Genomic DNA, 24,700 nt, shown 5'->3' with positions numbered 1-24,700 from the left:
AACTAAAGGGAGATCTTTATGACTACAATAGGTTTAATTCGCCATGGAAGTACCGCGTGGAATAAGGAAGGCCGAGCGCAAGGGCATACGGATAATCCATTGGATAATGAAGGCTTGCAGCAGGCGGCTCTACTTGCCGAACGGCTTAGCACTGAACAATGGGACTATTTATATTCAAGTGATCTGCTTAGAGCGCGACAAACAGCAGAGGTAATTGCTACAAGGCTTGGAATGAAGATCGCCGGTTTAGTACCAGGTATCCGTGAGATGAACGCAGGGCAGATTGAAGGTACTACGGAACAAGACCGCGTTGAACGATGGGGAAGTGAGTGGAAGCAGTTAGATTTGGGACTGGAAAGTCCAGAGGCCAGTGAGATCAGAGGCAGTCAGGCCATCGAAGATATCGCGGAGAAACATCCGGGCAGTCGTATATTGGTCGTTAGCCATGGTGCGATTTTACGGAGTAGTCTTAGAAGACTTTTTCCAGAACTGAATGTAACTGTTTTACTGAGTAATACATCTATCACCCGGATTATTAAATCCGATTCGACTTGGAATTGCGAACTATACAATTGTGCACGGCATTTGAAGATATAATTAGTGTTCAGATAATGTTCAGAGCATTTTAATATAGTAATTGCTCAGAAAGCTAATCATTTTTGTAGTCAGAAGGATGTGCGAATTTAAGGTGGCAGAGGTCCAGATTTACTTACAAACATTATTATCCATTCTCATCGCAGCAGCGGCCGGTTATTTAGTACTAAGACTTTACCGGGATATTTCTTCTAAAACGCCTCAAAAAAGAGCGATTCATACCGGCCTTTCCGTGATCATTATCGTCGCCTCCCTATGGATCATGCACCAGCTAGGTGTAAAAACTTTACTGGGAAATGAAGTGGCCGATGATGGGGTTATTATACCGCTGGTGTTCTATAGTCTTACGATAGCCCTATGCATGTTTTTGCTTACACGAATGAACTTAGTATTGGCTGAAAGAGAGCAATTGAAAGAACTGGCGTATAAGGATGCTTTAACGGGGCTATTGAATAAGAATGGAATGGATCATTTTTGGGATCGATGCAAAGTAAATGAGCAGCTTGCCGTCTTATTTCTGGATCTGAATCGTTTCAAATCGATCAATGACAGCTTGGGGCATCATGTGGGGGACTTACTACTGCAAGAAGTGGGTAAAAACTTAATTCAATTCTCCAGCAAAAGAAAACGTCATATTTTCCGCGTGGGCGGGGATGAATTTGTGATTGTCGCTAAAGGCAGCACCCAGAAGGAAGCGGAGCAGCTTGCTGTGCGGATTCTGGAGAAGACGACTAAGAGTTACCAGCTTGGTGAGCATAACTTGTTCGTATCCATGAGTATAGGGATCAGCATAAGTCATGGTAAGGTGGATCATTTTAGGCTGCTAAATGAAGCAGATACAGCGATGTACGCTGCCAAGCAGCTTGGTACGGGGCGTTACTCCGTTTATAAGAATTAGAATGAGTTGGTGTAAAATACAAGCGGCAGCCATGGACCTCTACAATAGGTCCTAGACTGCCGCTATTTTTATTGGACTAACTGTACCCTATGAAATGAAATTATGCCCCAGGTGAATGAATGCTATTAGTCACTTGCTTGCGGCCTTTCATGAGGAACAAGCAGACAAGAGCAACGGCCATACTAATAGCCGCCACGTAGAACAGGATCGAATAATCAAAGATATCAATCATAAGTCCCAGTAGTGGAGGCGAACTGATGGCGGCGAGGGAAGAGACCAGATAATACATCCCTGTTCGTGTGCCAATACTCTCTTCTGTCCCTGTTGCCACAACATAAGGATAGGAATTGATATTAATACAAGCCCAGAAGACTCCACCTAGCAACAGTAACCCTCGAAGGAGCAACAAATCCTTTGCAAAACCGACGAGAGCAAAAATGCTCATTAGTCCGCATACGCCGATGATGATCATTTTTTTCTTCCCGAATCTTCCGCCCAGCCAGCCGCTCGGAATGGCGAACAGCACAAAGGCCAAAGAGAAGAAGGTGAGCGAGAAAGAGGCCGCCTGTTCGCTTAGACCGAGATGATGTTTGCCATATAAGGTAAACAGTGTCTCAACGCCTTGATACGCTACGAACCAGAAGAAAATCGCCGCGAGCAGAAATACTGTCGTACGGTCAAGCTGACCTCGAAAGGAAATACGAGAGGGCTTGGTGGCAGTAGCTGCTTCTGAAGGAAGCTTCATCTGCACGTTTACGCCATCCCGATTTTCTTTGATGAAGCGTGATACGATAAACAGACATAACAAGGTGATTAGTCCAGCAACGATAAACGGAAGTGCTGGATTGGATTTATACAGGATAGAACCTACGCCGAAAGCGAGAATAGAACCGAACCCACCCATGAAATTAATCAGTCCGTTAGCCTTCGTACGCTGCTCTTCAGGCGTAATATCCGGCATAAGGGCAACGGTTGGTGAACGGTATAAGCTCATGGCCAGGTTCATCAGCATCATAAACAACAGAAGTGTAAATAGTCCGGTATGAAACGGGATCAGCATGGTTAGCACGGCAGCGAAAGGCATACCGATCATAAGATAAGGCATTCTGCGTCCAAAACGCGAGGTAGTGCGGTCACTACGGTTGCCGATCCAAGGCTGTAGGAATAAGGCAAAGTAATTATCAATCGTCATCAAGAAGCTGATAAGCGCCACACTATGTACGTATTTTTCTAGAAAAAAGGGTACGAATGCGTTATACAGACTCCATGTAATGCTGATGCTGAAAAAGCCGAATCCGAGCAACCAGACTTTTTTCACACGTTCACACTCCCTTATTATTTAGCTAGAAGTCCAGCCAACACGTCTGGATGATCGGTAATAATCCCTGACACTCCAGCTTCAATCAAAGCCTTCATCCGCTCCGGATCATTAACGGTCCATGGATGGTAGGCGATGCCCTGCTTAGCCGCTTCTTCGACGAATTCAGGCAGTACCGCTTGATGATAAGCATGCAGCGCGTTTGCGCCAAGCGTAGCTGCGTAATCCCAAGGACGATACAGACCCTCCCCGTATAGAATTCCTGTCTTGATCTCAGGTGCGATCGTTTTACTGTGAGCTAGGGAATAATGGTTGAAGCTCGAAAAAATCACGCGATCGCTCATTTTGAACTCCCGTACAGCCGCGATAACCTTTTCCTCCATACCCGGGTAAAAGAAAGTACCATTCTTAAACTCGATGTTCAGTACTGTATCTCGTCCTTGCAGCAGATCTAACAAATCTTCCAGCAAGGGGAGTTTCTCGCCTTTGAATTCGGGACTGAACCAAGAGCCCGCGTCCACTTCCAAAATTTCTGCAAGGGTTTTATCCTTCACATAGCCACTTCCACTTGTCGTACGGTTTAGGGTTTCATCATGAATAAGAACAAGTCCGCCATCCTTGGTCATTTGTACATCAGTTTCAATTCCAGTTGCACCTAACTCAAGACCTTTGCGGAATGCTGCCATAGTATTCTCCGGACATACTGCCGATGCGCCACGATGCGCAAAATTAACGATGTTTCTCATAAGATATTAATCCCTCCAATTTAGTGGTTGCTATCGCCCTGTAGATGAGGACTACTTGTCATATTCCACACAGAGTAAAGAAACCCTGTTTAGAAATGTTAACAGGGCTCTATTTCTTGAAATTTTACGTACAGTTAACCTTACAGCAATTTTCGGTTCAATGGCTCATAGCTCCGTAAGGGATTCGTTCCAGTAATCCTGATCCGTATATATCTTGCAGCTTCAGCTCTGGCATATGAATATAACCGATATAACAGTCGCATACCTTCATTCGGCAGGCTCTTACAGCGGATAGACCTTCCAAGCCATCGCGGTAGAGATTGCCTATGACACCTCTGTCCTTATAGCAGCGTTTCACCAGTCCAGCGCCTTGTACATAAAAGACTTCATTTCCAGCATTGCAGGTTTGACCCAGGCTTTCGTAATCCATAGCATTCACCGCAAAATGCGGATCAATCATGCTTAGAATGGAAAGATCCTCGGCAGTATAGTAATCCGGTTTATCTTTATAAGCATTGACCCATAGATATACACTCTCCGGTAATACTGCACGAAGCGAGGCAATCGCTGGAAAGGCGCTGCGGATCCCCACGCTCCCAACACTGAAAGGCACATCATTCTCATACAAAGCCATGCATTGCGTTAGGAACTTATCCTCACTCACCTGTCCAGGGTGATAAGTAGCCCAAAAGGCAGCCTTGCTTCGATTCAGCTTATGAACGAAATCAAGATTTGCCGAAAGGTTAGTCTGAATCGCCACCTTATCCACATGACTCATATTGGAGAGCGAGATCATCGCTTCTTTGTACCAGCGATGAATCAGCCCTTCACCATAAGGGTTGAAAAAGATAGACAGCCGATGTCCCGCTGCACCTTGCAGAGAGGCCCACTCGACAAAGATCTCCAGCCCTTGCCGATCCTTCGTGAGAGTGGCTGCGCTGTCTCTTGTTTTGCCGAAAGGACAGTAGGGGCAGTCATAGTTGCAGGAGGTGAGAGACCCACGGTAGTAGAGGACTGCATTCATGGCAATACGAACCTTTCCATCTGCTCTCGAATCTCCCCTGAAATAAACCAATCACCGATGGAATCGGAGTAGCCCAAACCTTCGGTAGTGAGGCGTAGTACGCCATTTGCTTCTTGCCCTAAGCCGGTATGAAGCAGGTTAGACAGTTCAGGATAATCACTCCAGAGTGAATTTCCGAAGCGCAGACTATAATCTTCAAGCCTCAGGCCTTCACTATGTAAAATCGCCTTCAGAATAAAACGGCGCTTTTGTTCTTCCAGACTCAGTACAATTCCATAATCAGCCGTATCGTAACGATCCGTCCCGACGTAATCGGCAATAATGCTCTCGGTTGCTTTACGGCTCACCCCATAACGGGAAGCGTAATGCACATTGCGAGTATAGGATCTAGCCCCGCAGCCCAGCCCGACCATGCCCTCTTCCTGACAGCTGTAGTCAAGAATGTGTTTAGCTGTTCCTGCGTCTTCCTTGGCGAAACGACGCATGGAGTATTGGCGATAACCTCTCGCTTTAAGCAGTTGCCCAGCGGCTTTGTAGCAGTCTAGGCGAATATCCTCCTGACGCTGGATATCCCCTGGCTTTACGATGGTATGCTCACGGGTGTAGAGCGGATAAATAAAGATTTCTTCAGGATCATAGCTAAGCGCCTGATTTAGCGAATACAGCCAAGAGTCGACGGTCTGCCCCGGAAGACCATAGATCAGATCCAAATTTAGAATGGGAAAATCATATTTACCCAGTAGCTCCAGTGCCCGATATACCTCATCTGGATTCTGCGGGCGATAGATCGCTGCGGATTCAGCTGCGACAAAGCTCTGAATGCCCATGCTGACCCGATCCACAGTATTTTCTTTAAGAATATTCAGCTTCTCTTCGCTGAGCGTCTCAGGTGAAGTTTCCACCGAGATGGAGGCCGAGCTCGTATCTAGTCCCATTGTATCAACGGCAATGCGAAACAAGCGACGAAGCTGATCTGCCGCCAGCAATGTAGGGGTTCCACCGCCAATAGCAAAACGGGCATACGGCTTATGTCTGGTGAACGCTGCCCACTGCTTGGCTTGACGCTCCAGCGCATCTACGTATGTAGTGTGAACATTCGCGCGTTTATCAGGCAGGGTGAACAGGTTGCAGAATCCACAGCGAGCGCCGCAAAACGGGATGTGCATATATAGAAAGAAGGATTCAGCTGGCTCATCCCGCCATAAGGATTCTAACGGAATTGGTGGCTGTAGATCCCTGTAAGCCGTTTTATGTGGATAGGAATACAGATAAGATCGATAAGGGTAAGCAGTAATGTTGTCTTTCCATTGGTGAAGCTCTTCTAAAGAGAAGGACGATAACGTCATAACAGTTCTCCATCCTTTCCTTTTATAATATAAATTCCCGATAAGGGACGTTCCATACGGTCTCGTGGGCCAAGCGATGCCCCTGATAGCCATCTTCGCCATAGGCGGTTCCATGATCAGAAAACGCTAGACAGAAGGTAGGATTGCCACGTTCCCGGAAGGCATCGAATAATCGGCCCAGTTCACCATCCACATAGCGGAGTGCGGCGCGCTGGCTGTCTACGGAGTCTTTTTTAGCACCGGGTATAAAATAATGGTTCGGCCCGTGGATGGCTGAGACATTGAGGAACATGAACAGTCTTTGCTCGCGCGTAGTATCCTTCAGCAGCTTCAAGGCATGATTCACCTGATGCTCTGTGGAACGCGGATTGGTAACGCCGAACGTCATCCGCCAGTAGCTGTGCTGGAAGTAGCTTGGTAACACACGAGCGAGTGGATTTTTTTTGGTGAAAAATATAACGCCCCCAATACAAATCGTACGGTAGCCCTCGGCAGCAAACCCGGATACGATATCGGGTGTATCGAACAGCCAGGTATGGGGATGTGTCTTCATTCCGGTGTTTCGGGAATGGAACATGCGGATATGTTCTGTCTTATCCGTTGTGGCTGGAGTAGGCAAGAAGCCGCCGAAGAAGGCATGATGAGCCGCATAGGTGAAACTGCCTGGGGTATGTCTTTTCTCCCAAGGGCCGGTTCCGCACAAGTTCGGGCAGTTCTCTTCCTCCATAACAGCAGTGTCATAACGAAGAGTATCGAGTGTGATCATAAGAATATCATGCGTGCCGACGATGGTGTTCATATCCATTTAAGATAATCCTTCCTTTATAAGCGGTGTAGAGGGAGGTGTGATATAGTCTCTAGCCGACAATACCTTCATTTCCCATTCGTAGGTGCTGCAGCCGCGGTATTTCACATCGTACAGCAAGTCGCCAAACGGATTGACATCCGCGACAAAACATTGCTGTGAACCCCCGGATACCAGTACATCTATTCCGGCTACCCCGGAACGGGGAAAAGCAGCCAGTGCTTGCACGGCAGTATTCCGCACTTGCTCTTGAATGGGTTCAGACAGACCGGCTTCCGAAAGAGACATCCGCTGGTTGCGTAAATGCAGATTCGTAATCGGAGTAGGGCTGACCCGAGCAATCGCGTGGCAAGCCTCGCGGAGAACGACTAGCTGGCGAATATCGAAGGCTTTTCCCTTAAGCCCCGCTTTAGGGATCCATTGTTCAGCATAAGCACCGTGCTGGTAAATCCAGTTCATAATTCCCGAGATCGTGGCGGTATCAGTGTACCGACGCAGTTTACCGGAATTATAGTAAATGGGTGGTCGAGTGATGTAATCCTCGACCCCCACTGTTGTTAAGGCAATTTCGGCACCTGTCACAGGATGGATCTGATAGGCGATCACTCCTGAAGCGGCAGAGCCGAAGGCCAGCTTAATGAATACCCGGTGCATGCGCCGGGATAACATCATCTCCCGGAGAGAGTCATAATCCGTAGGCTGCTGATCTTCGCCTACTGGGCGAGGGATTGGAATCCCTGCCTCGCTCAGAATCTGTTGTGTCTGGCGTTTATCGGTCATGGCCGCAATGTCAGTAGGGTCATTTAACCACAGCGAACCTGGACACGCGGTTTTGGCCTCTCGCTGTAGTCTAGCCAGCATTCGGCAGTAGCCACGGAACCATTGAGATGGATGGTGCATGACCCCTTGCATTTCCTTCAATTGACGGGCTGCCTTCACGCGGAGTGGTCGCGGATCAGGTCTATCGGCGAAGGGATGAAGGGAATCGTCAATATCATCCGAATCCGGTGCACCTAGAGCGATCAAGGCACGTTCTACTTCAAAGCTGCTGCCAGGTGATTCCAGTCTCAGTAGCGGGGGAGCTGCACTGAGATCTACTCCGTTATAAACGGAGGATTGACGGGACAATTGCTTCTTCTGTTCTCCCATAAGATCACCTAACGATCTACCTTGCAGAAACTCAGCGTACGATAAAATAATGGCAGGGGGCATTCCGAGATCGGAACGCGCTTGCTGGATGCCGCTAGTCCGTTTATCGCCGGGAATACCGATAACGATCATCGGCCTCATGAGAGGCTCACTCTGTGATGGAAGGATAACGCCAGTCTTCCTCATCATCGCTTTCCTGCTTGTCGCTAACATCAACAGGCAGTCCACTCTGCTGCCAGCGGCTAATCATCTCGTCAGACATATAATGATGGCTTAGGTTTAATGCTTTTAATTTTTTGATTCTGTCGCTGGCTAGAAGCAATTCCGCCCCCTCATCGCTTAGGGTACCGAGTGATAGATCTAGCGTATCCAGCTGATCCAGAATAGGAGCATTTGCTAATGCACCTGCGATCTCATCTTGGATCTGGCTATTTTTTAAACCTAGATAAGTAAGCTTAGGGAATTTCCCTACTTCTATAAGAGGGAGAAGATCTGAAAGGTTGCCGTCAAATCCGTAATCTTCTACGCCTAGATATAGCTCCAGCTTGCGTAAATTCGGCAATTGGCTAGTTGCAATATGTTCAAGAACGGCTTTACCTAAGCCCCCACTGATAATAATCAGTTCTTCTAGCTTGTCGTGTTTGAGTTCTGTGAGGCTCAGCTCATTCCCACCTTGAATCGTGAGTGATTGTAGCTCTGGAAAAGCGGGGAGGAGCGGCGATAGATTGCTTTGGGTAATCCAAGAAATCTCGCATTCCTCATAGCCCATCTCACCCATGAAAAGCTTGCGCAAAGCAGGGAAGCTAGCGCTATGCGTAACGAGTGCCTCTACAACCTCTTCTGAACTATTCTCGTAGGCTTGCCCCCAATCACCGATAATTAGGCTGGTCAGCGAAGAACTTTCGGGGCTGCTGCTAAGCTTCTGAATTTCCGTGCCGATTCTTTGGCCTTCCTCAAATTCGTCGTATCCGATACTGAGCTTTACTTCAGTCATGGGCATTCCCTCCCGGAAAAATTTAACTTCGAAAATACCGTATCATCTGTAGCCAAGGGAGTCAAATAACAGGTTTAAATAATTATAGTCAAATTGGTCATGTCATTGACCTAAGAATGTATGGTAGGTTTATGCTAGGGAGAATTACATTATTTTGAAATATAAGAAAGTATTCGTTTCACACTATACTTTATCCTTATATTTCTCGCTAAACGCTTACCGTCCTTATAAGGACGCCGAAGGCGATTATACTTGAAGGAGCTGCTCTAATGAAGTTCAAACATCAGGAATGGATAATAGAAGCGGATATTGCAAAGCTGCAAGCGGCTATGGAAGCAGGAGTAGTCAGCGCAGAGGATTTGGTAGCAGCCTATTTGGAACGGATTCATAAGTACGATATAGACATAAACGCAATCTTAGAAATTAATCCAGAGGCTATAGACATCGCGAGAGCACTGGATGTTGAACGTAAAGAAAAAGGAAGTCGAGGAAGTCTACACGGTATTCCTATATTGTTGAAGGATAATATAGATACAGCGGATAAGATGCATACGAGTGCTGGTTCAGTAGCTTTAGCAGGATCATTTGCGGCAAAAGATTCCTTCGTAGCTGCGAAGCTTCGGTCGGCAGGGGCTGTTTTACTTGGAAAGGCGAATATGTCGGAGTGGTCTAATTTTTTGTCCAGTTCAATGCCGGCGGGGTATAGCTCACGAGGTGGCCTTGTACTTAATCCATATGGACCAGGCGATGTATTTGTCAGTGGTTCAAGCTCTGGACCAGCGGCAGCAATTGCGGCGAATTTGGCAGCGGCATCGATCGGAACGGAAACAGCGGGATCAATCGTCGGCCCAGCAAGTCAGCATGCACTCGTCGGGATCAAACCAACGGTCGGATTAGTCAGTCGTACTGGAGTGATTCCTATTTCAGTTAGCCAAGACACCCCTGGTCCTATCACAAGAACAGTTACGGATGCGGCAATTATTTTGGGGGCATTAACGGGAGTGGATGACAAGGATGAAGCAACATTTTCGAGCGAGAAGCATGCTTTTACGGACTATACTCCATTTTTAGATAAAAGCTTTATTCGGCAAGCAAGAATAGGTGTCCCACGGTATTATTATAACCATTTAGATGCAGAGCGGCTTTCAATTATGGAAGATGCTATCCAGACTTTGAAGAACGAAGGCGCTACGATTATAGATCCGGTTACGCTTTACGTTGAACAACAAAACTGGAATAATGATGTGATCTGCTATGAATTTAAAAAGGGGCTCAATGCGTATTTATCCCAAGTAGATGATTCCGTTCCGATTCACTCTTTACAAGAACTGATAGCGTATAATGAAAGCCATGCTGAAATCGCATTACAATATGGGCAAGACACATTAACTAGGTCAGAGGGAGTAACTTTAACCGAAGAAGAATATCAGCAAAAGAAACAAGAATACAGAGAGTTAGCGCTCGAGCAAGGAATAGACTACGTGTTGGAACAACATAGTTTGGATGCATTATTGCTGCCTGGTGACGTAGATGGGATGTATATTGCGGCACGTTTGGGGTATCCGTTAATTACCGTTCCGGCAGGGTATGTAGATCAGGGCATTATTGATGCCGACGGTGATCCAACTCGGGGGCCCTTTGGAGTAGTATTTTCCGGAAAAGCCTATAGTGAGCCTACGCTCCTATCCATAGCCTACGGGTTTGAACAAGCTACGCAGCATCGTGTTCCACCGCAACTGGAATAGGTATTGACTACTTTATTATAGAAGGAAGAGATCAGCTTGAAATATTGCCTAGAATGTGGAACTGCATTAGTAATGAAAGAAAGCGAGGGGGAAGGCCAGGTACCTTATTGTAATGCATGCGAAATGTTCCGATTTCCTATTTTCAGCACAGCAATCAGTACAGCGGTATTAAATCGGGATATGAATAAGATTCTATTGATCCAGCAGTATAACCGACCAGATTATATATTGCTTGCAGGGTACGTGAATAAAGGTGAAGATGCGGAAACAACTCTTATTCGTGAGGTAAAAGAAGAGGTAGGTCTTGATATTGTAGCCTATGAATATATGCGCAGCTTGTATTTTGCACCTTCTAATACGCTGATGCTGAATTTTATAGGTGTTGCAGATTCGGAGGACTTAGGTCAGGTGAATGCTGAGGTAGATCATGCTGAATGGTTTACTTTGGAAGAGGCCGCCAGCGCTATTAAAAAGAATAGTCTAGCCGAAACCTTCCTATTGGCGATTATTGAGAAATTGCATGCGGAACAGGTACAGGTAAATCCGGTATCGGTAGGAGGAACAGTGTAAGATGCGAGTATATAGCTTTGCCAAAGAAGCTGGTAAATCTATTGATGCGTTCGGCAGCCAGCAGCTTTATATGTCGAGAATACTGACAGAGGTGGTTTCTCCGCAAGTGGGATGTATGCACTTGGCCGTGAATGGACTTGTTGGCTGGCATCAGACTCCGATTCCACAGCTGTTTCTGGTCGTTAGCGGAGAAGGCTGGGTCAGAGCAGGGGAAGAAGCAGAAATTTCAGTTAGCGCTGGCTCTGCCGTATATTGGGACAAGGGCGAGTGGCATGAGACACGCACGGAGACAGGACTAACAGCGATAGTGATCGAAGCTGAGAATATGAGTTTGGCGATGCCGATGGTGCAAGAGATTCTGGAGCGGAGGGAAAACAATGTTTAATCAAGAGAAAAGAACAATTACGACCGAAAGATTGATTTTGAGGCCTTTTGAATTATCTGATGCTAAGCGTGTCTCGGAACTCTGCAATAATTATAATGTCTACAAAAGTACGTTGACTCTACCTTATCCATACACTATCGAATGTGCAATATCATGGATTGAAGCTCATGAAGTGAATTTTATCAATAATATGTATTATGAGTTTGCGATTACTGATAAAAGTACAAACGAGCTCTATGGAGCTATAGGACTGACGAATAAGCAAGCACACAGAAATGGTGAAGTTGGATATTGGATCGGTGAGGAATATTGGGGTAAAGGATACGCGACTGAAGCAACAAAAGCGATCATTGCGTTTGCTTTTTCAGAAAAGCATTACCATAAAGTATTTGCAATCCACTTTGCTTCAAATCCCAGCTCTGGGCGGGTGATGCAAAAATGTGGAATGGTGAAGGAAGGCATTTTATTACAGCATATCTATAAAGAAAATAAATATGATGACCTTATTCATTATGGAATTATTAACTCTGAAGGTTAAGCTACATAAAGTAAATTATTAATGTTCTTGCAAGCAAATAGACAAACAAAAAGGAGCCGAGTGGCTCCTTTTTATTGTTCTACCATGAACTTAGCTAAGTTTATACACACGAGCTTCATAAGGACGAAGCTGAATGGTGTTTAGTTCTTCTTCTGGATTTACTTCGTAGTTGGCAATAAGCAATTCCTTCGCTTGGAATTTCACAGTTGAAGGAAGTTCGAAGGTTGCAGGCTCTCCGAAGAAATTCAATACAACCAGTAGCTGTTCTTCTCCAAGAGCACGTAGATAAGCATATACCTGCTCATTCTCCTCAGCCAAGATTGTATAGTTTCCGTATACGATAATCTCATGCTGCTTACGAAGCTCAATAAGCTTCTTATAGTAGTGGAAAAGAGAATCGGGATCAGCTAATGCCTTCTCCACGTTGATATCTTTGTAGTTAGGGTTTAGAGCTAGCCACGGAGTGCCGGTGGTGAAGCCTGCCTGTGGCTCCGAGTTCCATTGCATCGGTGTACGGCCATTGTCCCGGCCTTTGATGTAAATGGAATTCATGATTTTTTCTTCCGAGTGACCGGCAGCCAAGTATTCCTTATACATATTTACAATTTCAATATCCTTGTAGTCATCGATGGAAGCAAATTGCACATTTGTCATGCCGATTTCTTCACCTTGATAGATGTAAGGTGTACCTTGGAGCGTGTGAAGCAGTGTTGCCAGCATTTTGCCAGACTCTTTCGGGAACAGCTTATCATCTCCAAAGCGGGATAGCATACGCGGCTGATCATGGTTGTTCATATACAAGCTGTTCCAACCCTTACCGTCGAGTGCGACTTGCCACTTGGAAATAATAGACTTAATGTCTGCTAGCTTCCAAGGTTGTACATTCCATTTGCCTCCAGGTCCGGAATCGACATCCATGAGCTCGAAATGGAATACCATGTTCAGCTCGTTACGATCCTCGGAAACATACAGTGAAGCTTCTTCTGGAGTGACATTAACGGCTTCACCCACTGTCATGATATCGTACTTGGATAGCACCTCACGGTTCATTTCCTGCATATACTCATGTACGCGTGGACCGTTAACGAAATAGTCTCCACCGAAGTGGTACGTAGGCTGTTCTCCGTTACTTTCCCCAGAAACGCTAGGTAATTCCGGTACTTTGGAGATCAGGTTGATTACGTCCATGCGGAATCCGTCAATCCCTTTATCCAGCCACCAAGTCATCATATCGTAGATTTCCTTGCGGAGTTTTGGATTGTCCCAATTTAGGTCCGGTTGTTTACGGGAGAAGAGATGGAGATAATATTCCTCCGACTTCTCATCGTATTCCCAAGCTGATCCACTGAAGAAGGAGCCCCAGTCGTTCGGCGGCTGTCCGTCCTTTCCAGGACGCCAGATATAATAATCACGATAAGGATTATCCTGCGATTTGCGGGATTCCACGAACCAAGCATGCTCATCTGAGGAATGGTTGACTACGAGATCCATAATCAGTTTCATGCCACGGCTGTGAAGTCCAGCCAGCAGTTCCTCCCAATCGGAGAGCGTTCCGAAATCATCCATAATACTTTGATAATTACTGATATCATAACCGTTATCGTCATTAGGCGACTGGTACACTGGGCAGAGCCAGACCACGTCGACACCAAGATGATTTAAATAATCAAGTTTCGAGATAATCCCTTGCAGATCACCAATACCATCCCCGTTACTGTCTTTAAAGCTGCGGGGGTAAATTTGATACACTACGCTTTCTTTCCACCATTTTTTATCCAAGGTTGTAATCTCCTATCTCTATATAGACTTACTATTTTATTTAATGGACCCTGATGTAAGTCCGCTGATAATCCATTTTTGCGCGAACAAATAGACGATGAGCATCGGGGTTAATGCGAGCAGATATGAAGCGAAAGCTAAGTTGAAATCTGTACTGAACTGCCCCTGGAATACATATTGTACCAGCGGAAGTGTGTAGGAATCCTGATCGCCGAGCAGAACCAGCGGTAGCATAAAGTCATTCCAAGTGGATAGACAAGACAGGATACCGATCGTTGCACTAACAGGAGCAAGAAGTGGAAAAATAATCTTCCAGAACGTTCCGAAGGTCGATGCGCCATCTACTGTAGCCGCTTCTTCCAGTTCATACGGAATGGAACGGATATAACCGGTGTAAACAAACACGTTAAAGGCCAGACCATAAACAACATAAAGAATAATAATTCCCACAATGTTGTTCATGTGCAGATCCGTTGTCACTTTGACCACAGGCAGCATGATAATCTGGAAAGGGATAAACATTGCGCTTATAAAATAGAAGTAAAGCACTTTGAAAAATCTTCGCTTCATATTACGTGCAATAGCATAGGCTACCATGGAGTTGGTAAGCAATATGAACACGACTGTTGTAATAGTAATCACGGTACTATTTCCTAATGCATTAAAGAAATTCGTTGCTTTAATCGCATTGGAGAAGTTCTCAAAATGCAGGCCAGTTGGCAGCGAGAAGATAGATTGAGCCATTTCCTCGGGATTTTTGAGTGCGATGGCAATGGTCATGTACAGCGGAAACAGGATCAGTAGTGAGCCTAGGGCAATAAGAATCGTTACAGGCCAGTTGGTTGATTTTTTGATCATAAGTCCATCTCCCGTTTCTGCAGAAATTTAAGCTGAAGGGCGGAGATAACGACAATCACGATAAAATAAATCACGGCGTTCGCCGATTGATAGGCAAATTCTCCGCCTTGGAAGCCGCCTGTGTAGATTAAGTGGGCAATGGATTGCGTTGAACGACCTGGACCCCCGCCTGTCAAGGCGACGATTTGGTCGAATACCATTAGACCGCCCTTCATCGCGAGCACCATATTGATGGTGAAGAAGGAAGCAAGCATTGGGAACGTAATACTCCAGAATTCTCTCCAGCGGCTAGCGCCGTCCAGATTGGAAGCTTCGTAAAGATCATGAGGAATGGTTTGAAGACCCGCCAGATAGAGAATCGTGTTATAAGCAATCCCCTGCCAAACGGCTACAATGACGATACCGATCCAAGCCCAGTCCGAGTTACCGAGAATGTTCTGTGATAAGAATTCACTGCCGATCTTCGCACCCCAAATTGGGAATACATTAGCGAACAAATAGTTAAAAATAAAACCAACAATCAATACGCTGAGGATATTCGGCAAGAAATATACGCCACGGAAAAAGTTTTTAGCTTTAATTTTGGCGTTAAGTCCAAGTGCAATCAACAAGCTGATGACGTTGATAAGAATAGTTGTAAGGATGGCATATTTAAAAGTGAACACATATGAATTCAACACATTTTCATCTTGAAAAATGTTAATGAAGTTCTTAAATCCTACGTAATCAAAGCTGTCACTAAAGCCGTCCCAGTTCGTGAACGAATAATATATACCCTGCAGTGCAGGAAAGGTATGAAAGGCAAAGAAAAGAAGTAATGCCGGTATAGTCATCAGATAAAAGGCGACTCGGCGTTTGGCCATCATGTAATCCTCCTCATTGTAAAAGCGAAAGAGAAGAGGGAAAGAAGCCCTGTTCTCTTTCGCGGTTCATGTTTGTCTGATCTGTTTATTTCCGGTTAGCTACTTTATCCCATTCCTTATCAAGCTGTTCCAGGTAAGCTTTAATATCTTTCTTTTGCAAGAAGGATTGGTTAATGGTATCTACTTTCATCGCACTTGGGATGTAGTGGTCAGCAAAGTCAGCCAAGTTGCCAGCGGTAAACGCTTCTTTGAAGCCATCCATCGTTGGATCATCTTGTGTTACACCTTGTACAGCTGGGAATGCTTTTTGCTCATTGATGTATAGGCTAACATTCTCAGGTTGAAGCAGGAAGTCTACGAATTTCTTTGCTTCTTCTTTATGTTTAGTGTTCTTGGAAATAGTCAGTAATGTATCTACGCCAGAAATGACCTTGTTATCGGCAGCATTATTTGTCGCTGGGAATGGGAATACGCCAAGTTCAATGGATGGATTGGCTTTCACGATTTCTGGGATCGCCCATACGCCTTGCAGGTACATTGCGGATTCACCTTTAGCGAATGCTGTGTTGCCGTCATTGTAACCTTTACCAAAAATATCCTTTTGTCCGAATTCGGTCAGCTTAAGCAGCTTTTCAGCAACCTCGGTATAGCTGTCTGCGAAGGTTACAGTGCCTGCCGTACGCTCCTTGAAGAAATCATTTCCTTTAATGATCGTCGCAAGGGAGTTGAACGGTGTAAGTGTTGTCCATGAATCCTTCAGTGTCAGGTAAAAAGCATTTTTACCGCTGTCCTTGAACTTTTGAGCGACAGCCATGAACTCATCCCAAGTTGTTGGAACAGTAACACCAGCTTCAGCGAACATCGCTTTATTGTAAATGACGCCACTTGCGTTTGAGGAGAACGGAAGACCATTCAGTTCGTTCGAACCTGTCAAGTCTTTCAGCATTTGGAGATATGCTGGCTGGATATTCTCAGCGAGTGGATCGCCTGTGAAATCTTCAAAAAGACCGCTGCCAGATAACGTTTTGTAGGTGTCAGTTGCTCCGATCCCTACCACGTCAGGAATATCTTTCTTAGCTGCACGAGTTTTCAATACCGTTTCAGCATCTGGCGGGTTAACCTGTGTGACAACAATATTTGGATTGGCTTCATTGAATTTCGCAACCAGCTTGTCGAAGGTGGCTTTGGCTTCGGTTTTATTTTGGAAAAACTCGACTTTGACCTTGTCACCGGAGGAGGCATTTCCACCACTATTTGCGCTGTTGTCAGCCGCATTGCTGCCACAGGCACTAAGTACGGACATAGCCAGTACGCTAACCACTACGGGTTTGATTGTTTTTTTCATGATTAAATCCTCCTAATAATTTGTTTGGTATTATGAACATGTAAGAGATTAAACATGTACGTAAATGAAAACTAATTGATATTCTGCTACTTATAGGCGGCAGGTATACATTACCAATAAAGAGAGTAAACGTTTACGTAAAAGAGGTAAAAAGACTCAGGTAAGTGATCTTACCGTTTGTCTTTCCACGATTAAGTGATCGACAATTTTGCTATCCACAGTCTCGCCTGTTTCAATCATCTGAATAAGCTTCTCCACGGCGATCTTACCAATATCGTACAGTGGTTGACGCACTGTAGTTAACGGAGGAATAATCATTTTCGCCATTCCAAGATCGTCATAGCCCATAATTGAGATATCCTCTGGAACACTTAAACCATATTTGATGACAGTGGAAAGAGCACCAATTGCCATTTCATCACTAGCGGCAAAGACGGCAGTGACATCAGGGGCTTGCTCCAAGAGAGCTTCCATTGCAATGCTCCCGCTTTCATACAGAAAGTCTCCAAAAGTGAGATAACGGCTGTCGAAAGGAATCCCATTCGCTTCAAGCGCTTTACGATATCCCTCAGCTCTGGGTGCACCAGCGATAGCATCGCTTGGGTTTCCGCTGATCATGGCGATTTTGCTATGACCTTTGGAAATTAAGTAGAGAGTAGCATCATAAGCAGCCTGGTAGTCGTCTACTTTCACGTAAGGTACACTGGCAAATTCCGTTTGGGAAGAAACCAACACAACGGGGATCTTCATGGTCTCTAGCACATCGTAATACTCTTTCTTCAAGACCTCACTAGAGTAAATAATGCCATCGACCTGCTTCTCCCTCAGAAGCTGCAAGTACTTTAACGTTCGTTTACCATCCTGGTCGGTATTACAGACCATTACACTGTAATTGCGGTCATTGGCCAATTCCTCAATGCCTTTAAGCAGATCGGAGGAGAACGCTCCAGATACACTTGGAAACATTACACCAATGGTCTGCGTACGCTTATTGATTAGGCCACGAGCAATTGCGTTAGGTTGATAGCCGAGTTCTTTGATAGCCTCATTTACCTTTTGTTTCGTCTTGTCGGAGTACCCACTTAAATTGTTTAGCACGCGAGAGACTGTCGCAATGGAAACGTTCGCTTTTTGTGCAACATCTTTAATTGTTGGGTTCATTCATACGTGCTCCTTAGATTACGGTTAGCCTTAGATTAAACGTTTACGCTTCGAAAATCAAATTACTTTGAAAGAATTACGTAAACGCTTACCCTGAATATAAATCCTGTCAGGTATGCTTGTCAACTCCACTTAAAAAATATGTGAATGATAAGAACCATGAAAGACAATTATTTTTAATAGAATGAAACCGATTAATTTACCAAATAATCTCTTCTAAAAAAGGGGTATAAGTGATATGAAATGTAGTAGGAGCGGGATACAAGGAATCATATGGCCTAGAATTGACAAAAGAATATTAGAGGGCTAACATTTAGAGAGTAAACGCTTACGCAAATATCGGATTTACATGTTCATCGTTTGTTTAGTGTTTAACCGGATAAGGAGCTGCACTTATGAATATTTATCTCGAAATTCCGGATGTGGATAAGCACTTTCCCTTTAGAAGTTTACTTTGTGGAGGAGATACGCTGTGCTATCCGCATTGGCATAAAGAAATTGAAATTATATATGTAACTAAAGGAAGTCTAAATCTGGGAATTAATGATACCCCTATTCACATGGAGCAGGGTGAGATTCAATTTATCAACGGTGGGGATGTCCATTATTTTCTCGCCTCGCCTGAGAGCGAACGGGTAGTAATTCAGTTCGATCTTAACCTGTTTCAGGAAGTCGCAGCTTTGAGCGGAAATGACTATTCGCTCCGTGAGGTTTTTACGCTTATGGAGCATTCAAGTTCAAAATGGCCCGAGGCAACCGCCGAGAAGATCAAAGGGCTGATTGAGAGTATTTACGAGGAAGACGTGCAGCGAAGAGAAGGGTACGCCTACTTAATCAAAGCTAGATTGTTTGAACTACTGACTGTAATTTTGCGGGAGGTGCCGAAGAGCACAGTAAATAAACAGCCTAAGTTCTCGGAAGATACGCTGAACCAGTCCAGAGAAACACTGGAGAGATTAGAGCGGATTTTTATCTATGTGGAACAGCATTATCAGGAGGCTATTACGCTGAATGAGGTAGCGAATTATATGGGCTTCAGTCCGTATTATTTTACCAAGCTATTCAAGAAGAACACTGGCATGACCTTTATAGCATTCTTAAATGAATATCGACTTAACAAAGCCAAATGGATTTTGATGAATGATGATCTGCCGATGTCCGCGGTGGCGGAAGAAGCTGGTTTTGGCAGCGTGAAGACCTTTCATCATTTCTTCAAGGAAGCTACAGGGATATCCCCTCTTAAATACCACAAGACAATATTCGGGAATAATACAGCAAGAATGCAGGAAGAAAGACGTCCCCGGGCTTTGTATGATAGAGATATCAAAACAGGAACAAGTGGAGGTTAGAACAAAGATGACATTAACAATAGGAATTATCGGCTGCGGAGGCATTGCTAACGGCAAACATATGCCAGCGTTATCAAAAGTAGAAGGTGCTCGAATGGTTGCTTTTTGCGACATCGTTCCTGAGCGTGCTGAGAAGGCAAAAGCGGAGTTTGGGGATGCGAGCTCCGTGGTTTACGCAGATTATAAAGAGCTTCTTAAAGATGCAAGTATAGATGTGATTCATGTATGTACACCAAACATTTCTCATGCAGAGATATCCATTGCGGCAATGGAAGCAGGCAAGCATGTAATGTGCGAAAAGCCGATGGCAAAAACCACCGAAGAAGCGCAAGCAATGATCGATGCCTCTAAGCGAACTGGGAAGAAGCTGACCATCGGTTACCAAAACCGTTTCAGACCAGATTCAGCTTATCTGCATACGGTATGCGAGAATAACGGTCTTGGAGAGATTTATTATGCCAAAGCTAAGGCGATCCGTCGTCGTGCCGTTCCAACTTGGGGTGTATTTCTGGATGAGGAAGCACAAGGCGGAGGTCCATTGATTGATATCGGTACTCATGCCCTCGATTTGACGCTTTGGATGATGGATAACTACAAACCAAAATATGTTGTCGGTAACGCTTATCATAAGCTATCTGGTCGTAAAAACGCTGCGAACGCTTGGGGCCCGTGGGATCCAGAAAAATTTACAGTTGAGGATTCCGCCATTGGATTCATTACTATGGAGAATGGAGCTAGCATCGTTCTTGAAGCAAGCTGGGCGCTGAATACACTTGATGTTGGTGAAGCTAAGACTGTGCTTTGCGGTACTGAAGGTGGAGCGGATATGGAGAACGGTCTGCGCATTAACGGAGAAGAATACGGCAAGACATTCGAGAAGCATATTAGCTTGGAAGCCGGCGGCGTTGACTTTTATGATGGCGCGGGAGATGATCCTGCATTGACGGAGGCCACTCAGTGGATTGACAGCATCGTCAATGACACCGAGCCTGTAGTGAAGCCAGAGCAGGCGCTCGTTGTTACCCGCATCTTGGAGGCTATTTATAAATCCTCTGAGACTGGCATGCCTGTATTCCTTGAAAAGTAAGAAAGTATAAGTTCCACGTTATACTTAATCCTTACTTTTCTACGAGAAACGTTGTCATCTTCTAAGGATGACAACGGCGTTTCTTCTTGAATAAACAGTCAAGTTTAACGACATAGATAACTATGAACTAGGAGTGTGTCCAAAGTGACCAGAGTAACGGTATGGAATGAATTCCGCCATGAACGGCAGGAAGAAAGAATTCTCAAGGTCTATCCGCAAGGGATTCACGGACAATTGGCAAGCTTCCTTCAGGAAGCTGGACTAGACGCTCAGACAGCTACGCTGGATGAACCGGAGCATGGACTGACACAAGAAGTGCTGGATAACACGGATGTACTGATCTGGTGGGGACATGTCGCCCATCAAGAAGTTAGTGATGAGATTGTAAACCGTGTTCACCAAAGAGTGCTGCAAGGTATGGGGCTAGTGGTGCTTCATTCGGGTCATATGTCCAAAATATTCATGAAGCTAATGGGCACCAGCTGCGATCTAAAGTGGCGTGAAGCAGGGGAGAAAGAGCGTCTTTGGGTCATGGACCCAAGTCACCCGATTGCTGAGGGCATTGGCGAATATATCGATTTGGAGCAAGAGGAAATGTACGGAGCACATTTTGATGTGCCGGCACCAGAGAGTCTAATTTTTGTCGGCTGGTTTGAAGGCGGCAATGTGTTCCCAAGCGGATCGACCTATACTCGTGGGAACGGGAAGATTTTTTACTTCCAGCCCGGTCATGAATCTTACCCAACCTATTACAACAAAGAAATTCAAAGAGTCATCATCAATGGCGTGAACTGGTGTGCACCAACGAAGCGTGATTATCCAGTTTACGGACATTCCGAAGCTTTGGAGCCAATCAAAGAAAAGGTGGTATTATAAATGAAATTAGGCGTATTTGATCCTGTATTTGGAAGTTTAACTCTCGAAGAGATGCTTGATAAGATTGCTGCTGCTGGTTTGAATGCGGTAGAGATCGGTTCAGGAGGCAATCCCGGAAATGCCCACTGTCCAACAGATGAGCTGCTTGCCAGCGAATCAGCACGTAAGGAATATCTGGAGAAGTTCACGAAACGTGGCATTATGATCAGTGCTTTCAGTTGCCATAATAACCCGATCTCGCCGGATAAAGAAGAAGCTCGTGAAGGCGACGAAATTCTGCGTAAGTCGATCAAGCTGGCTTCGCTAATGGGCGTTAAGGTAGTGAATACTTTCTCGGGAACCGCGGGAGACAGCGACGAGGCAAAAGCACCGAACTGGCCAGTTACACCTTGGCCTACCGTGTACAGCGATATCAAAACCTGGCAGTGGGAGCATAAACTGATCCCTTACTGGAAGGAAATCGGTAAGCTAGCAGAGGAGCATGGCGTTAAGATCGGTATCGAGCTTCATGGCGGATTCCTCTGCCATACTCCTTACACGATTCTGAAGCTTAGAGAAGCAACCTGTGATGCGATTGGCGCAAACTTAGACCCGAGCCATCTGTGGTGGCAGGGCATCGATCCTGTGGGCGCAATCAAGATTCTTGGTAAAGCCGGCGCAATCCATCATTTCCATGCTAAGGATACGTACCTGGATCAGGACAATATCAATATGTATGGTTTGACGGATATGCAGCCTTATGGCGATGTGCAGACTCGCGCATGGACTTTCCGTTCCGTTGGCTGCGGACACAGCATATCTGAATGGTCAGATATCATGAGTGCGCTACGTACTTATGGTTATGATTATGTGGTCAGCATCGAGCATGAAGACCCTCTTATGACGGTAGACGAAGGCTTCCAACGTGCAGTAACCAATTTGCAATCCATTCTTATTCGCGATCAACCACAAGGTATGTGGTGGGCGTAAGAATAGTTTAAGAACGAAAGGTCTTGATTCTCTTGTGTTTGTAGAGGATCAAGACTTTTTTTTTTGCGTGTTTATATTAATGTGGGAGCTGCTTAGCCCGGATCAGATTTTTGGTTAGCGCACAGCTTTCTTCATCGATGGCATTCGGACTTCGTGATGCTGTTGATTGGGGTGTATGAAATGTCTACAATCTTTAGGAGAGAATATCAAGGAAAAAGTTCCTGAAAAGCTAATGAAGGAGAGACAACAAATGCTGCTAGAGGTTATTGCTACAACATTAAGTGATGCAGTACTGGCCGAGCGATATGGTGCGGACAGAATTGAATTGATCACTGGGATCAGTGAAGGGGGATTAACGCCCAGTCTGGGTCTGATAGAAAAGGTTCGCGGCGCCGTCTCGATTCCGGTAAGAGTGATGGTTAGACCTCACGCCAGATCCTTTTATTATGATAAGGATGATATAGAAACGATGGAGCGGGATATTCAGCATATCGCTTCTATCGGCGGGTTATCTGTCGTAATGGGTTTGCTGCGCCCTGATGGAACAATTGATGAAGAGTCACTTCAAAGGCTGCTTTATACTGCAAAAGGTTTGGAGGTTACATTCCACCGAGCGTTTGATGAGGTGCGGGATCAATTCGAGGCGATAGAAATATTATCGCGTTATTCTCAAATTACTGACATCCTAACATCGGGTGCTCAGAATACAGCGCCTAAAGGTGCGGAACGTATTGCTGCTCTGGAGCAGCTGACTTCGGAGCGATCTATCTCCATTCTGGCGGGGAGTGGGTTAACGGTGGAAGGGATTAGCAATTTTATAGAACAAACAAGTGTGCGGCGGGTGCATTTCGGTTCAGCCGTTAGAGAAGATGGTGATGCCCTGAAGCCGATAAATCCTCTTCGCTTGCAGGCTGTTCGAAACATTCTGGATCAAAAAAATGACTAGCCTTACCGATCATTATTGCTTGAGCAATCCAAGGAATTTTACGCTACAATGTTAGGCTGTGAAGTGACGAATTGGCAGAGCTGATCTTTGGTTAATCCAAAGGTCGGCTTTTTGTCATGTGTTCACTTGGTTACAGTATTGCAATCTCTGCGTCAAATGTAGAGGACGAGTTGAAAAGAATAGGTACAGGCTGGCATGCAACAAAATTGAAATGATTTCGTCTTTATATATGGAGGTGGAGAAAATTGGGATTTTTCATTTCGGGTAGCCGGTTTCAATCTTTATTACAGCGGAACGTGAAGCTGCTGCTTTTGTTCGGGCTTCTGTTTGCTGCATGTTTTACAGGTGTAGGAAGGGCGGAAGCTGCTGCTGGATCAGATCTGATTATCGTGAACAAAAAGACAAACAAACTCGCGTATTTCAGTGATGGTAAGCTGGTAAAGATCTTTCCAGTCGCAACAGGGAAATCAAAAGAACTGACGCCTGAAGGCAGCTTCAAAATGGTAGTTAAAGTAAAGAATAGACCCTATTACAAAGAGAAAATACCCGGGGGAGATCCTGCAAATCCGCTTGGCGACCGCTGGTTGGGGCTGGAGGTGAACGGGACTTATGGAACTACGTATGCGATTCACGGCAATAATAATGAATCATCCATAGGAAAGTATGTTAGCGCTGGATGTATTCGAATGCATAATGATGACATCCACTGGCTGTATCCAAAAATAGCTAAGAATACAAGAGTCATCATTACAACAAGTACACTGGCTATGGAGAGCATTGCGACTAAAAATGGGTATTCCGTAGGAAGTAAGACGTTTGTTGGAGCTTTTGAGATGGATGGAGTCACGACAAAGCTGAAAGATCCTTTTTTAATGGATAACTCCCGTGTATTTGTTCCGCTGAGAGAATCTGTAGCCTTGTTAGGTGGAACTTTACAGAGCGAAGCTGGAACGGGTGCACTGCTAATTACGATAGGGAATCGTACCGTGACACATAAGCCGTTATCAGATCAGGCTATTGTGAACGGAAAATCAGTTAAGATCCTGCCGTCTCGCAATAAAAATAACCGATTATTGATTCCATTGAGTATCTTACCTGATCTATTTAGTATTCCGGTACAATGGAATTCACAGTCTCAGTCGGTAAAGATTAATTTAAACTATTCTTGAACTTTTATTTCTGTCTTAAGTAGGTATATACTATATTCATTCAAACAAATTCGGACAATGACGGAGGACCACCGACTGATGTATAACTAACACGTTTCCTAGAAGAAGACCATAGAGCTTGTGAAGTGCATATGCACAAGTCACGGAGCACCCGTTCAGGGTGATAACGGTCAGGGATACGTGTGT

General features: G+C 45.1%; 24 protein-coding genes. 12 read left to right on the top strand and 12 right to left on the bottom strand.

Annotated features, from left to right (window positions below; all coding sequences use genetic code 11):
- The first annotated feature begins 18 nt into the window (after positions 1-18).
- Positions 19-597: a histidine phosphatase family protein gene (locus UQ64_RS00925; protein ID WP_060621658.1), complete on the top strand. Its 579-nt coding sequence runs from the start codon at positions 19-21 to the stop codon at positions 595-597.
- A gap of 76 nt (positions 598-673) precedes the next feature.
- Positions 674-1,492, top strand: coding sequence for a GGDEF domain-containing protein (locus tag UQ64_RS00920; RefSeq protein ID WP_082650931.1), 819 nt, complete (start codon positions 674-676; stop codon positions 1,490-1,492).
- 100 nt (positions 1,493-1,592) lie between these two features.
- Here the strand turns inward: UQ64_RS00920 and UQ64_RS00915 are convergent, their stop codons facing one another.
- The 7 genes from UQ64_RS00915 to UQ64_RS00885 form a co-directional block, all read right to left on the bottom strand.
- Positions 1,593-2,810: an SLC45 family MFS transporter gene (locus UQ64_RS00915; RefSeq protein WP_060621656.1), complete on the bottom strand. Its 1,218-nt coding sequence runs from the start codon at positions 2,808-2,810 to the stop codon at positions 1,593-1,595.
- Between the two features lie 17 nt (positions 2,811-2,827).
- On the bottom strand, positions 2,828-3,556 hold the full coding sequence (locus UQ64_RS00910) for a glycerophosphodiester phosphodiesterase (protein WP_060621655.1): 729 nt from the start codon (positions 3,554-3,556) through the stop codon (positions 2,828-2,830).
- Positions 3,557-3,713: 157 nt separating this feature from the next.
- Positions 3,714-4,580, bottom strand: coding sequence for an STM4011 family radical SAM protein (locus tag UQ64_RS00905; RefSeq protein ID WP_060621654.1), 867 nt, complete (start codon positions 4,578-4,580; stop codon positions 3,714-3,716).
- A complete protein-coding gene (locus UQ64_RS00900; RefSeq protein ID WP_060621653.1) occupies positions 4,577-5,926 on the bottom strand; it encodes an STM4012 family radical SAM protein in 1,350 nt (449 codons plus the stop codon). The genes UQ64_RS00905 and UQ64_RS00900 overlap by 4 nt, the downstream gene beginning before the upstream one ends.
- Positions 5,927-5,948: 22 nt before the next feature.
- On the bottom strand, positions 5,949-6,731 hold the full coding sequence (locus UQ64_RS00895) for an STM4013/SEN3800 family hydrolase (RefSeq protein WP_060621652.1): 783 nt from the start codon (positions 6,729-6,731) through the stop codon (positions 5,949-5,951).
- Positions 6,732-8,069 (bottom strand): STM4014 family protein, encoded by a 1,338-nt coding sequence (locus UQ64_RS00890; protein WP_245237816.1) that lies wholly within the window; start codon positions 8,067-8,069, stop codon positions 6,732-6,734.
- Positions 8,029-8,874, bottom strand: coding sequence for an STM4015 family protein (locus UQ64_RS00885; RefSeq protein WP_060621650.1), 846 nt, complete (start codon positions 8,872-8,874; stop codon positions 8,029-8,031). The genes UQ64_RS00890 and UQ64_RS00885 overlap by 41 nt, the downstream gene beginning before the upstream one ends.
- A 269-nt stretch (positions 8,875-9,143) precedes the next feature.
- Here UQ64_RS00885 and UQ64_RS00880 point away from each other — a divergent pair, with 269 nt between their 5' ends.
- The 4 genes from UQ64_RS00880 to UQ64_RS00865 all read left to right on the top strand — a co-directional run bounded on the left by UQ64_RS00880 (position 9,144) and on the right by UQ64_RS00865 (position 12,112).
- Positions 9,144-10,619: an amidase family protein gene (locus UQ64_RS00880; protein ID WP_060621649.1), complete on the top strand. Its 1,476-nt coding sequence runs from the start codon at positions 9,144-9,146 to the stop codon at positions 10,617-10,619.
- 72 nt (positions 10,620-10,691) lie between these two features.
- A complete protein-coding gene (locus UQ64_RS00875) occupies positions 10,692-11,189 on the top strand; it encodes an NAD(+) diphosphatase (RefSeq protein ID WP_245237815.1) in 498 nt (165 codons plus the stop codon).
- A 1-nt stretch (position 11,190) separates the two neighbouring features.
- Positions 11,191-11,574, top strand: a complete 384-nt coding sequence (locus UQ64_RS00870; RefSeq protein WP_060621647.1) for a cupin domain-containing protein — start codon at positions 11,191-11,193, stop codon at positions 11,572-11,574.
- A complete protein-coding gene (locus tag UQ64_RS00865; RefSeq protein ID WP_060621646.1) occupies positions 11,567-12,112 on the top strand; it encodes a GNAT family N-acetyltransferase in 546 nt (181 codons plus the stop codon). Before UQ64_RS00870 ends, UQ64_RS00865 begins: the two co-directional genes overlap by 8 nt.
- Before the next feature lie 90 nt (positions 12,113-12,202).
- Here the strand turns inward: UQ64_RS00865 and UQ64_RS00860 are convergent, their stop codons facing one another.
- From UQ64_RS00860 to UQ64_RS00840, 5 genes are all read right to left on the bottom strand, one after another.
- Positions 12,203-13,891, bottom strand: coding sequence for a glycoside hydrolase family 13 protein (locus UQ64_RS00860; RefSeq protein ID WP_060621645.1), 1,689 nt, complete (start codon positions 13,889-13,891; stop codon positions 12,203-12,205).
- 36 nt (positions 13,892-13,927) lie between these two features.
- Positions 13,928-14,749 (bottom strand): carbohydrate ABC transporter permease, encoded by an 822-nt coding sequence (locus UQ64_RS00855; RefSeq protein WP_170880249.1) that lies wholly within the window; start codon positions 14,747-14,749, stop codon positions 13,928-13,930.
- Entirely contained in the window at positions 14,746-15,612 is an 867-nt protein-coding gene (locus UQ64_RS00850) for a carbohydrate ABC transporter permease (RefSeq protein ID WP_060621644.1), read from the bottom strand. Before UQ64_RS00850 ends, UQ64_RS00855 begins: the two co-directional genes overlap by 4 nt.
- An 85-nt stretch (positions 15,613-15,697) precedes the next feature.
- On the bottom strand, positions 15,698-16,957 hold the full coding sequence (locus UQ64_RS00845; RefSeq protein ID WP_060621643.1) for an ABC transporter substrate-binding protein: 1,260 nt from the start codon (positions 16,955-16,957) through the stop codon (positions 15,698-15,700).
- A 156-nt stretch (positions 16,958-17,113) separates the two neighbouring features.
- Entirely contained in the window at positions 17,114-18,118 is a 1,005-nt protein-coding gene (locus UQ64_RS00840) for a LacI family DNA-binding transcriptional regulator (protein ID WP_060621642.1), read from the bottom strand.
- 395 nt (positions 18,119-18,513) lie between these two features.
- Between UQ64_RS00840 and UQ64_RS00835 the strand changes: the two genes are divergently transcribed.
- The 6 genes from UQ64_RS00835 (at position 18,514) to UQ64_RS00810 (ending at position 24,514) form a co-directional block, all read left to right on the top strand.
- Positions 18,514-19,467 (top strand): AraC family transcriptional regulator, encoded by a 954-nt coding sequence (locus UQ64_RS00835; protein ID WP_060621641.1) that lies wholly within the window; start codon positions 18,514-18,516, stop codon positions 19,465-19,467.
- Between the two features lie 7 nt (positions 19,468-19,474).
- Positions 19,475-20,554 (top strand): Gfo/Idh/MocA family protein, encoded by a 1,080-nt coding sequence (locus UQ64_RS00830; protein ID WP_060621640.1) that lies wholly within the window; start codon positions 19,475-19,477, stop codon positions 20,552-20,554.
- Positions 20,555-20,698: 144 nt separating this feature from the next.
- Positions 20,699-21,430 (top strand): ThuA domain-containing protein, encoded by a 732-nt coding sequence (locus UQ64_RS00825; protein WP_060621638.1) that lies wholly within the window; start codon positions 20,699-20,701, stop codon positions 21,428-21,430.
- Entirely contained in the window at positions 21,431-22,399 is a 969-nt protein-coding gene (locus tag UQ64_RS00820; RefSeq protein WP_060621636.1) for a sugar phosphate isomerase/epimerase family protein, read from the top strand.
- A 232-nt stretch (positions 22,400-22,631) separates the two neighbouring features.
- Positions 22,632-23,345: a copper homeostasis protein CutC gene (locus UQ64_RS00815; RefSeq protein WP_342447556.1), complete on the top strand. Its 714-nt coding sequence runs from the start codon at positions 22,632-22,634 to the stop codon at positions 23,343-23,345.
- Between the two features lie 245 nt (positions 23,346-23,590).
- Complete coding sequence (locus tag UQ64_RS00810; RefSeq protein ID WP_082650930.1) at positions 23,591-24,514, top strand: L,D-transpeptidase family protein; 924 nt, start codon at positions 23,591-23,593, stop codon at positions 24,512-24,514.
- Positions 24,515-24,700 lie beyond the last annotated feature (186 nt).

It is taken from the genome of Paenibacillus etheri, assembly GCF_001012825.1.
GTDB lineage: Bacteria > Bacillota > Bacilli > Paenibacillales > Paenibacillaceae > Paenibacillus_AQ > Paenibacillus_AQ etheri.
The sequence above is the reverse complement of the archived record's forward strand: the minus strand, read 5'-3'. Positions and strand labels throughout refer to the sequence as shown.

What these genes read in the sequence shown, in the direction of transcription:
- UQ64_RS00920 (WP_082650931.1), top strand. Translation starts at nt 674, where the DNA reads ATGTGCGAATTTAAGGTGGCAGAGGTCCAGATTTACTTACAAACATTA.
- UQ64_RS00850 (WP_060621644.1), bottom strand. Translation starts at nt 15,612, where the DNA reads ATGGCCAAACGCCGAGTCGCCTTTTATCTGATGACTATACCGGCATTA.
- UQ64_RS00845 (WP_060621643.1), bottom strand. Translation starts at nt 16,957, where the DNA reads ATGAAAAAAACAATCAAACCCGTAGTGGTTAGCGTACTGGCTATGTCC.
- UQ64_RS00865 (WP_060621646.1), top strand. Translation starts at nt 11,567, where the DNA reads ATGTTTAATCAAGAGAAAAGAACAATTACGACCGAAAGATTGATTTTG.
- UQ64_RS00925 (WP_060621658.1), top strand. Translation starts at nt 19, where the DNA reads ATGACTACAATAGGTTTAATTCGCCATGGAAGTACCGCGTGGAATAAG.
- UQ64_RS00835 (WP_060621641.1), top strand. Translation starts at nt 18,514, where the DNA reads ATGAATATTTATCTCGAAATTCCGGATGTGGATAAGCACTTTCCCTTT.
- UQ64_RS00910 (WP_060621655.1), bottom strand. Translation starts at nt 3,556, where the DNA reads ATGAGAAACATCGTTAATTTTGCGCATCGTGGCGCATCGGCAGTATGT.
- UQ64_RS00885 (WP_060621650.1), bottom strand. Translation starts at nt 8,874, where the DNA reads ATGACTGAAGTAAAGCTCAGTATCGGATACGACGAATTTGAGGAAGGC.
- UQ64_RS00900 (WP_060621653.1), bottom strand. Translation starts at nt 5,926, where the DNA reads ATGACGTTATCGTCCTTCTCTTTAGAAGAGCTTCACCAATGGAAAGAC.
- UQ64_RS00895 (WP_060621652.1), bottom strand. Translation starts at nt 6,731, where the DNA reads ATGGATATGAACACCATCGTCGGCACGCATGATATTCTTATGATCACA.
- UQ64_RS00905 (WP_060621654.1), bottom strand. Translation starts at nt 4,580, where the DNA reads ATGAATGCAGTCCTCTACTACCGTGGGTCTCTCACCTCCTGCAACTAT.
- UQ64_RS00840 (WP_060621642.1), bottom strand. Translation starts at nt 18,118, where the DNA reads ATGAACCCAACAATTAAAGATGTTGCACAAAAAGCGAACGTTTCCATT.
- UQ64_RS00870 (WP_060621647.1), top strand. Translation starts at nt 11,191, where the DNA reads ATGCGAGTATATAGCTTTGCCAAAGAAGCTGGTAAATCTATTGATGCG.
- UQ64_RS00880 (WP_060621649.1), top strand. Translation starts at nt 9,144, where the DNA reads ATGAAGTTCAAACATCAGGAATGGATAATAGAAGCGGATATTGCAAAG.
- UQ64_RS00890 (WP_245237816.1), bottom strand. Translation starts at nt 8,069, where the DNA reads ATGATGAGGAAGACTGGCGTTATCCTTCCATCACAGAGTGAGCCTCTC.
- UQ64_RS00820 (WP_060621636.1), top strand. Translation starts at nt 21,431, where the DNA reads ATGAAATTAGGCGTATTTGATCCTGTATTTGGAAGTTTAACTCTCGAA.
- UQ64_RS00830 (WP_060621640.1), top strand. Translation starts at nt 19,475, where the DNA reads ATGACATTAACAATAGGAATTATCGGCTGCGGAGGCATTGCTAACGGC.
- UQ64_RS00815 (WP_342447556.1), top strand. Translation starts at nt 22,632, where the DNA reads ATGAAGGAGAGACAACAAATGCTGCTAGAGGTTATTGCTACAACATTA.
- UQ64_RS00855 (WP_170880249.1), bottom strand. Translation starts at nt 14,749, where the DNA reads ATGATCAAAAAATCAACCAACTGGCCTGTAACGATTCTTATTGCCCTA.
- UQ64_RS00875 (WP_245237815.1), top strand. Translation starts at nt 10,692, where the DNA reads ATGAAAGAAAGCGAGGGGGAAGGCCAGGTACCTTATTGTAATGCATGC.